General features: G+C 68.2%; 6 protein-coding genes. 1 reads left to right on the top strand and 5 read right to left on the bottom strand.

Annotated features, from left to right (window positions below; all coding sequences use genetic code 11):
• A partial coding sequence (locus VH499_RS07435; protein ID WP_332052068.1) for a lycopene cyclase family protein occupies positions 1-254 on the bottom strand: 254 nt, incomplete at its 3' end.
• Positions 251-3,877 carry an ABC transporter ATP-binding protein gene (locus tag VH499_RS07440; protein ID WP_332052069.1) on the bottom strand — a complete coding sequence of 1,209 codons (3,627 nt, stop codon included), beginning with the start codon at positions 3,875-3,877 and terminating at the stop codon, positions 251-253. The genes VH499_RS07440 and VH499_RS07435, both read right to left, overlap by 4 nt.
• Positions 3,878-3,948: 71 nt before the next feature.
• On the opposite strand from VH499_RS07440, the gene VH499_RS07445 reads away from it, so the two are divergent.
• The gene (locus VH499_RS07445) at positions 3,949-4,836 is read left to right on the top strand and encodes a LysR family transcriptional regulator (protein WP_332052070.1); all 888 of its coding nucleotides are present in this window, start codon (positions 3,949-3,951) and stop codon (positions 4,834-4,836) included.
• A 26-nt stretch (positions 4,837-4,862) separates the two neighbouring features.
• On the opposite strand, the gene VH499_RS07450 is transcribed toward VH499_RS07445, so the two are convergent.
• The 3 genes from VH499_RS07450 to VH499_RS07460 all read right to left on the bottom strand — a co-directional run bounded on the left by VH499_RS07450 (position 4,863) and on the right by VH499_RS07460 (position 8,465).
• A complete protein-coding gene (locus VH499_RS07450; protein WP_332052071.1) occupies positions 4,863-5,780 on the bottom strand; it encodes an alpha/beta hydrolase in 918 nt (305 codons plus the stop codon).
• Between the two features lie 9 nt (positions 5,781-5,789).
• The gene (locus VH499_RS07455) at positions 5,790-7,679 is read right to left on the bottom strand and encodes a bifunctional sugar phosphate isomerase/epimerase/4-hydroxyphenylpyruvate dioxygenase family protein (protein WP_332052072.1); all 1,890 of its coding nucleotides are present in this window, start codon (positions 7,677-7,679) and stop codon (positions 5,790-5,792) included.
• An 81-nt stretch (positions 7,680-7,760) separates the two neighbouring features.
• Positions 7,761-8,465, bottom strand: coding sequence for a TetR/AcrR family transcriptional regulator (locus tag VH499_RS07460; RefSeq protein WP_332052073.1), 705 nt, complete (start codon positions 8,463-8,465; stop codon positions 7,761-7,763).
• Between the last annotated feature and the right edge of the window lie 304 nt (positions 8,466-8,769).

An 8,769-nucleotide genomic window follows, 5' to 3' on the forward strand; every position in this document is an offset into this window, starting at 1 on the left:
AGCCCCAGGAGCTCGCCGGGCTCGAACACGAAGCCGCGGTCGCGTGCCTGGGCGATGAAGTTGGTTTCCTGCTGCGTGACGTCGCTGGTGCCGGCGACGATGGTATGCAGCATCGGCTTCCAGACGTAGGCGGGCTCGCGGTCGACCAGGGTCAGGCGGATCGCCGGTGCGACTTGCGGCAGGCGGCTCGCGAGCTCCAGCCCGGCGATGCCGCCGCCGACCACGACGACGCGATGCCGGGCCTGGTCCGTCATGACGCTGCCGGCGCATAGACCGAGGCGAGCTGGCGCGACACCAGGCGGGCGTACAGGCCGCCCCGGGCGAGCAGCGCGGCGTGCGTGCCGGTCTCGACCACGCGGCCCTCGTCGAGCACCACGATCAGGTCGGCGTCGCGCACCGTCGACAGGCGATGGGCGATGACGATGGTGGTGCGGTCGGCCTGCAGCCGGTCGAGCGCCCGCCGCACCGCCTGCTCGTTGACCGCGTCGAGATGCGAGGTCGCCTCGTCGAGGATCAGGATCGGCGCATCCTTCAGGAAGGCGCGGGCGATGGCGACGCGCTGGCGCTGGCCGCCGCTGAGACTCGTGCCGCGCTCGCCGACGGGCGAATCGAGGCCGTCCGGCAGTGTCGCGACCAGCTCGGCGAGCGAGGCATGCTCGATGGCGGCCCGCAGCTCGGCCTCCGACGCGTCGGGTCGCGCGATCAGGATGTTGGCGCGCAGCGTGTCGTTGAAGAGATAGGTGTCCTGCGCCACGAGCGCGATCAGGCGGCGCAGCTCGTCGAGCCTGTAGTCCCGCAAGTCGGCGCCGTTCAGGGTGATGCGGCCCTGATCGGGATCCCAGAAGCGCATGAGGAGTTGCGCCGTCGTGGTCTTGCCCGCGCCCGACGTTCCGACCAGCGCCATGGTCTTGCCGGCCGGGATGGTGACGCTCACGTCGGCCAGGGCGCGGCGATTCTGGCCGGGATAGGTGAAACTCACCCGCTCGAGCGCCAGCGATGCGGGTCCTTTCTTCGGCGGCGCGCCCGGCCCGTCGCGCACCAGGATCGGTTCGTTGGCGAGCGCATAGACGCGTCGCGTGGCGCCCAGCGTATCGGCAAGCTGGCGGCCGATCTGGGCGATCTCCGACACCGGCAGGAAGGCCGCCATGGCGAGGATCGTCAGCAGCGGCAAAACGCCCGGATCGATGGCGCCGCGGCTGGCGAGGATCGCGCCAACCGCCACGACGGCAAGTCCGCCCAGGCCCGTCATCACTTCGAGAAGACTATGCTGCAGCGTGAGCTCGCGGAAGAACGGCAGCCGCAGGTCGATATGCCGCTGCGACAGCGCGTTGAGCCGATCGCCGCGGCGACTCTCCTGCTGGAAGGCGACGATCTCGCCCAGGCCCTGCACGGAATCGACGGCGAACGCGCCCAGCTCGCCCGCCGCCTCGCGCGCCTGCGAGCCCAGCCGATCGACGCGCTTGCGCATCAGGAACGGGCTCAGGCCCACCGCCAGCAGGAACGGCACCAGCGCCAGCGCCATCCAGCCGTTCGCGGCGGCGAGCGCCACGATCACCGCCGCCGGCACGAGGACGGCGACGAAGGCGGGCGCCACGGTGTGGGCGAAGAAATACTCGACCAGCTCGATGTCGTGGGTGGCGAGCGCCATCAGATCGCCGGTGCGGCGACGCACGAGATAGGCCGGCGCCAGCGCCTCGAGCTTGCGGTAGGCGTCGATGCGCATCTCGGCCAGCAGGCGGAAGGCCATGTCGTGGGCGAGCCACGATTCGAACCAGTGCAGCAGGCCCGCGAGCGGCGCCGTGACCGCGAGCGCGACCGCGAGGCTGGCGAACGACTGGTGGTGCTTCAGCGCCAGCACGATCAGCGCCGAGAGTACGCCCACACCGATGAAGGCGATGACGCGCAGGACGCCGAAGGTGAAGGTCGCCGCGAGCTTGCCCTTCCACGGCAACACGACCTTCATCAGGTTGGCCACCACCTGGTACCAGGTCAGTCCCTCGGCCTTGATGATGCCTTCGGTGGGCGGCGCAGGCGTCGTTGTAAATTCGGGGAATTCCTCTCCCCCGGGAGGGGGAGAGGCTAGGAGAGGGGGCGGCGAAAGCTCGTGCAACCCCCTCTCCCGACCTCTCCCCCTGGCGGGGGAGAGGAGATCCGATGTCTGGGCCTGCTCCGCCATCAGCGTTGCATAGACGCCGGCGCGCGCCATCAGGAAGTCGTGCCTTCCTTCCTCGGCGACGCGGCCGCCGTCCAGCACCAGGATGCGATCGCAGTCGATCACGCTCGAGAGCCGATGGGCGAGGATCAGCGTGGTGCGGCCCTGCATCAGGCGGTCGAGCGCCTCCTGGATCACCGCCTCGTTCTCGGCGTCGACGGCCGAGAGCGCCTCGTCGAGCACCAGGATCGGCGTATCGCGCAGCAGCGCACGGGCGATGGCGAGCCGCTGACGCTGGCCGCCCGAGAGCTTGATGCCCTTTTCCCCAATCACCGTCGCATAACCCTGCGGCAGGCTCTCGATGAAGTCGTGGATGTTGGCTGCGCGCGCGGCCTCCTCGAGCTCGGCCTGCGTGGCGTCGGGACGGCCGAGCCGGATGTTCTCCTCGACCGTGCCGTGGAAGAGGAACGTGTCCTGGTTCACGACCGAGATCAGCGAGCGGATCTGGTCGAAGGAGAGCGTGCGCAGATCGTGGCCGCCAAGGGTGATGCGGCCCTGGTCGGGATCGTAGAAGCGCAGCAGGAGCCGGACGATCGACGACTTGCCGCCGCCCGACGGTCCCACGATGCCCAGCCGCTCGCCCGCCGCGGCACGGAAAGAGAGGCCGTTGTGGATGGTGCGCCGGGTACCGGGATAGGCGAAGCGCACGTCCTCGAAGGCGATGGCCGGCGCGAGCGTCTTGTCGAGAGGAAGCGGCAGCGCGTCGGCGACGGCCGGCCGGTCGTCGAGGATGCGGTAGATGCCCTGCGCCGCCGAGAGGCCCACCATGCCCTGATGCAACACGGTGCGCAGCTCGCGCATCGGCCGGAAGATCTCCACTCCCAGCATCAGGATCACGAGCAGCGAGGAGAGGGCCATCGCGCCCGACTCCACGCGCGTCGCGCCGTACACGAGCGCCGCCGCGGCGCCGCAGGCGATCGCCGAGTCGGTGATGCCGCGCGCCAGCGAGTTGGTGCCGAGCACCCACATGGTGCGGCGGAAGAGATCGTGCGCCTCGACCTCGAGCCTGTCGGCGCGCGCCTTGCCCTGGCCGAAGGCCTTGAGGGTGGCGAGGCCCTGGATCGAATCGAGGAACTCGGCGGCGAAGCTCGCGTAGGATTTCTGCCGGAACGCCGAGTTGCGCACGTCCCATTTGTGCCAGAGGGCGGGCGCGAACAGCGCGACGAGGGCCGCCGCCAGCATCACCAGTGCCACCGGCAGGTCGATGAAAGCCACGACGGCGAAAATCAGGAACGGCGAGAGCAGCGCGATCAGGAACTGCGGCAGGAACTGGCCGAAGTAGGTCTCGAGCTGCTCGACGCCGTCGATCAGCGACAGCGTGAGGGCGCCCGAGCGCTGGCGCCCGACCGTGCCCGGCCCGAGGCTCGCGATCTTGTCGTAGAGAATTCGACGCAGGCTTTTCTGCACGCGCGCCGCCGTCTCGTGCGCGACCACGGCGCGCCAGTGCTCGGCCGCGCCGCGCAGCACCATGACCAGCGCGACCAGCAGGATCGGCAGCACCAGCGCCGACGGCTCGCGGCCGGCGAAGACCTGGCCGATCAGCCAGCCCAGCAGACCGAGACGGGCGACGCCCAGACCGACCGACAGGAGCCCGATGGCGACCGCCGCGGCGATGCGGCCGCGGACGCCTCTGGTGAAAGCAAGAAGGCGCGGTTCGATGTGCATGGCGGCATGCTAGGGCGAACATCCCTATTCGTCAGTCCACAAAACGGAAAAATCACTGTACAGATATGAACATGACGCCCAGTTGGGACGACCTGCGGATTTTCCTCACGCTGGCGCGCGAAGGCACGCTCACGACCGCCGCCAGGGTGCTGGGCGTCAGCCATCCGACAGTGGCGCGGCGCGTGGCGGCGCTGGAGAAGCAGATCGGCGCGCGGCTCTTCGAGCGCCTGCCCGACCGGTTCGTGCCGACCTCGGCCGGCGAGGAGCTCCTGGGCGACACCGAGGCGATGGAGCGCGCCGCGCTTTCGATCGACCGCCGCAGCGCGGGCTTGAACGACACCGTTCGCGGCGTGGTGCGGCTCTCGGCCGGCGAGGCGATGTCGGCGCTGCTGGCGCGGCACCTGCCGGAACTGCGAAAGCAGCTGGCCGAGATCGAGTTCGAGCTGGTCGCCAGCCACACTCTCGCCAACCTTTCGCGACGCGAGGCGGATCTTCTGATCCGCGAGCAGATGCCCGAGCTCGGCGGCATCGTCGCGCGCAAGCTGGGGCGCGTCGCCTATGCGATCTACGGCCATCCGGCGCTCGCGGTCACGCGGCTCGCGCCCGCGATGTTCAAGACCGTGCCGTGGGTCGCCTTCGACGACGACCATGCCTATATGCCCGGCCAGCGCTGGCTCGGCGAGCGGCTCGACGGCGCGCGTCCCGCCGTGCGCGGCAACAACTGGCTGGTGCTGCACGAGGCGGTGCGGGCGGGCGCGGGCTTCGCCATCCTGCCCTGCTATCTCGGCGACCCGGATCCCGGGCTGCGGCGCGTCGGCGGCGTGATCGCCGATGTCTTCGCCGACCAGTGGCTGCTCGTCCATCGCGACCTGCGCGCGCTGCCGCGCATGCGCGCCGCCATGGATGCCGTGGTCGCTCTCTTCCACCGCGAACGCGCGGCGCTGGAGGGGAAGTCGTAGCTCGCTGCCGCGACGGCGACCGAGGATCAGGGAGGCGATCGGGCGAGCAGTGCGCGCAGGTCGTCGCAGATCCGGTCGGCAGCAGCGGTGCAGGCCGGCGAGATCGCGGTATAGCTGAAGAAGCCGTGATTGAGGGTGGGAAACTCGCGATACGTGAGCGGTACTTTGGCCGCGCGCAGCGCCGCGGCATAGGCGCGATTGCTCTGGCAGAGAAAGTCGTGCGAGCCCACGCCGATGATGGCCGGCGCCACGCCGTCGAGCTTGGCCAGGACGGGCGAGGCCTTGAGGCTCCGGCAGCTCTGCTCGTAGCTGTCGCCGAAATAGGCCTTGCGGATATCGGGATTGCCCTCGTTGGTCATGTCGGTGGCGGCATAGAGCAGCACCTGCGCGGCAAGCCTGATGCCCGAGTCACGGCACATGATCGCGGCCACGGCGGCGAAATTGCCGCCTGCGCTGTCGCCCCCCACGGCCAGCGGCTTCCCGGCGCCGCCCAGGCGATCGAGATGCGCGCCGGCCCACCGGGTGGCGGCGATCGCGTCGTCGACACCGTGCGGAAAAGGATGCTCGGGCGCCAGGCGATAGTCGACATTCAGCACGACGGTGCGTGCGCGGTTCGCGAAGCGGATGGCGTGCGCCTGGTGGCTGTCGATATCGCCGATGATGTAGCCGCCGCCGTGAAAGTAGACGAGCGTGCCGATCGGCTCGCCTTCGAGCGGTCGAACGGCTTCCACCACGATCGCACCGTTGGGGCCCGGAATGTCGAAGCGCTCCAGGCGCCCGGCCGCCAAGGCCGGCTTGGGATAGAGGAGGGCGCGAACGTTCCGCGCGCGCTCGCGGCTGACCGGACCGTTGCCGCCATCGTAGATTCCGGGAATGCCGCTGTCGCGCCATCGGCGTTCCATCTCGGCGATGATCGGATCGAGAGGTTGGATCTGCTCCGTCACTCCGGCCTCCTAGAGTCTCGAGCCGGCCCAGCTCTCGTCGGACGAGAGCCGCGTCTGCGCTGCCAGCCGCACCGGCGCGTTGACGGCGCCGTAGCCCTGGTAACCGCGCCGTTCGACGATCTCGAAGAAGAAGCGATCCTCGATCGTGAGCGAATAGGCCTGCAGGTACTCGGCGTTTCCGTCACGGTCGTACAGGATGTTGTTGGCACGAAACGCATTGATGAGCTCGGGCGCCAGGTCGGTCTTGGCCTCGAGATCGTCGTAGTAATTCTCCGGCACCGGAAGAAGCTTCACGCCGTTGGCCTGCAGGCGCTTCACCGTGGCGACGAGGTCGTCGGACGCAAAGGCGATATGCTGCACGCCGGACCCGAAGGCCTCCGAAAGGAAGCGGGACGACTGGGTGCGGTTCGATTGCGATCCGTTCAAGACGACTCGCAGGTTGCCGTCCGGCGACTGCACGACCTGGCTTTTCACCAGCCCGCCGGGATCGAGCACATCCTGTTCGGCGGTCTTCGAGACGTCGAACAGCGAGCTGTAGAACAGGAGCCAGCTCAGCATCTCGCTGTGGAGCATGGACTGCGCGATGTGATCGACGCTCTTCAGTCCCGCTTCCGGCGCCCCGGCGGAGACGGGACGAAACTCGATGTCCCAGACGCGACCGAGGTCGGACTTGGGATCGACGAAATAGATCAGGCTGCCGCCCAACCCACGGACCGCGGGAATCTCCAGTTCGCCGGGGCCGACGGCCTGGCGGAACGGCGTGTCGAACAGGAGCTGTGCGCGGTCGAGCGCCGCGGCGGCGTCGTCGACACGAAGGCCGATGGCGCACACGGCGCTGCCATGCGTGATGTTGTATGAGTGGGCAAAGCCCTCTTTTTCCCGGTTGACCACGAGGTTGATGTTGCCCTGGCACCAGCGCGTGACCGCCTTGGAAATATGCTCTCCGGCGCGGCGGAAGCCGAGCCCGAGGAGCATCCGTTCGAAGGGCAGGGCCGCGTGGTCATCCATGGCGAATTCGATGAACTCGACGCCGAGGCAACGCGCCCGCGGCGGCAGCGGCGGCAGTCCGGCGATGGGCCGGTGCGTCCTGTTGCGCAGGCGGTCGAGCAGGTAGACCAGCGAGCGATGGCCGTCGATGGCGACCTGGCGCGTGAGGCCGCCGCGGAACTGGTCGTTGAAGACCTCGAGCGAGAACAGACCATCGAAGCCCGTGGCATCGAGGGCATCCATGAAGGCGTCGAGCGGCAGGTCGCCCTGGCCGGGAAAACTTCGGAAGTGCCGGCTCCACGACAGGTAGTCCATGTCGAGGCGCGGTGCGTCGGCCACCTGCACGAGGAAGATGCGGTCGCGCGGAATTGCGTGAATGGCCGCAAGGTCGGTGCCGCGCGCCAGGATGTGGAAGCTGTCGAGCACCAGGCCGACTGCCGGATGGTCGGCGCGGCGGACCGCTTCCCAGGCGTCGCGGTAGTCGTTGATGTGACGCCCCCAGGCCAGGGCCTCGAAGGCGACGCGCATCCCGCGCCTGTGCGCTCGCTCGGCCAGTTCGCGCAGGTCGGCGGCGGCGCGGTCGATGCCGCCCTGGCTGTCCGGATCGACGTTTGAGCAGACGAGCAGAAGGTCGCAGCCCAGGGCCTCCATGACGTCGAACTTGCGCTCCGCCCGCGCCAGCGCGCGCCCGCGCTTGGGATCCGGCATGCCCTCGAAGTCGCGGAACGGCTGGAAGGTGATGCACGAAAGACCCGTGTCGGCGATCATGCGCCGCACGTCGGCGGGCGAGCCGTTGAACGAAAGCAGGTCGTTCTCGAAGAGCTCCACGCGCTTGAACCCGGCCTGGGCGATCGCTTCCAGCTTCGCATCGAGCGTGCCGCTCAGGCATACCGTGGCGATGGCAGTTTTCATGGCTCTACCTCCCGCACAGTGTCGGTTCCGGCACGCGTCGCACGATCGCTCCGTCCATCGAGCCCGGCAGGGTGCGCCGGGTCATGGCAGTCCGCCGGCAGGCGCAGCTCCGGCGCCATTGCGGCCGTCCAGGCGGACGTAACGCCAGAGAAGGTCATCGATCTCCTTCTTGCGCTGCGCGCGCGCCCTTTCCGTCGTCATGTCGACGTCGAACTGGGCCTCGAACGTGTGCCGATTCGCCACCGAGAAGATGCACAGCGCGCTCAGCGTCATGTGCAGTTCGACCGGATCGATGCCTCGCCTGATCGACCTTTCGCGTTGCCCACGCGCAAGGAGGCGAGCGATTTGCTCGATGATCGGGCGCGTCATTGCCTTGATCTTTCGCGACCTGCCGAGGTGGCGACCTCGATGGATGTTTTCGATCGTTACCAGGCGGACGAAGCCGGGATTTGAGTTGTCGAAGTCGAAGGTGAACTCGACCAGCCGCCGCATCGCGGCTCGTGGCGACAGCTTGTCGAGCCGGAGCTCTTCCTCCGAATGCCGCATCCTTTCGTAGACCATCTCGAGGACCGAGGTGAAGAGCTGCTCCTTCGACTTGAAATAGTAGAAGATCAGTCTCTTGGTGACGTTGGCGCGGGCGGCGATCTCGTCGGTGTTGGCTCCGCTCAGGCCCTTTTCGGCGAACTCGGCAAAGGCGACGTCGAGAATTTCCCGCCGCGTCCGCTCGCGGTCGCGCTTGCGCGCCGGGGGAGGCGTCGTTGCCGCGATATCCGGGGTGCCTGTCATCGACATGTCGGCTCCAATCTCGTCGAGCGATATTACTCGGCCGGATAGTTGTCAACGATAACTATCCAGTCGATTAATTATGAACGGAAGGCAAGCAGGCCCTTGCCTTCACCTTGCCGCTGCGGAACGCCGCGATCACCATGCAGCCGACGGGAAGACGGCACAGAAGGGGGCGACGATGGTACGGCACTTCGACCATCTGACGATCGCGGTGCGCGATCTCGACAGGGCACGCCGGTTCTTCGGTCTGCTGGGCTTCAAGGAGGCGATTTCCGTGGTGATCACCGGCGAGCCCTTCGCCTCA

This window comes from Reyranella sp. (assembly GCF_036558665.1).
Classification (GTDB): Bacteria; Pseudomonadota; Alphaproteobacteria; order Reyranellales; family Reyranellaceae; genus Reyranella.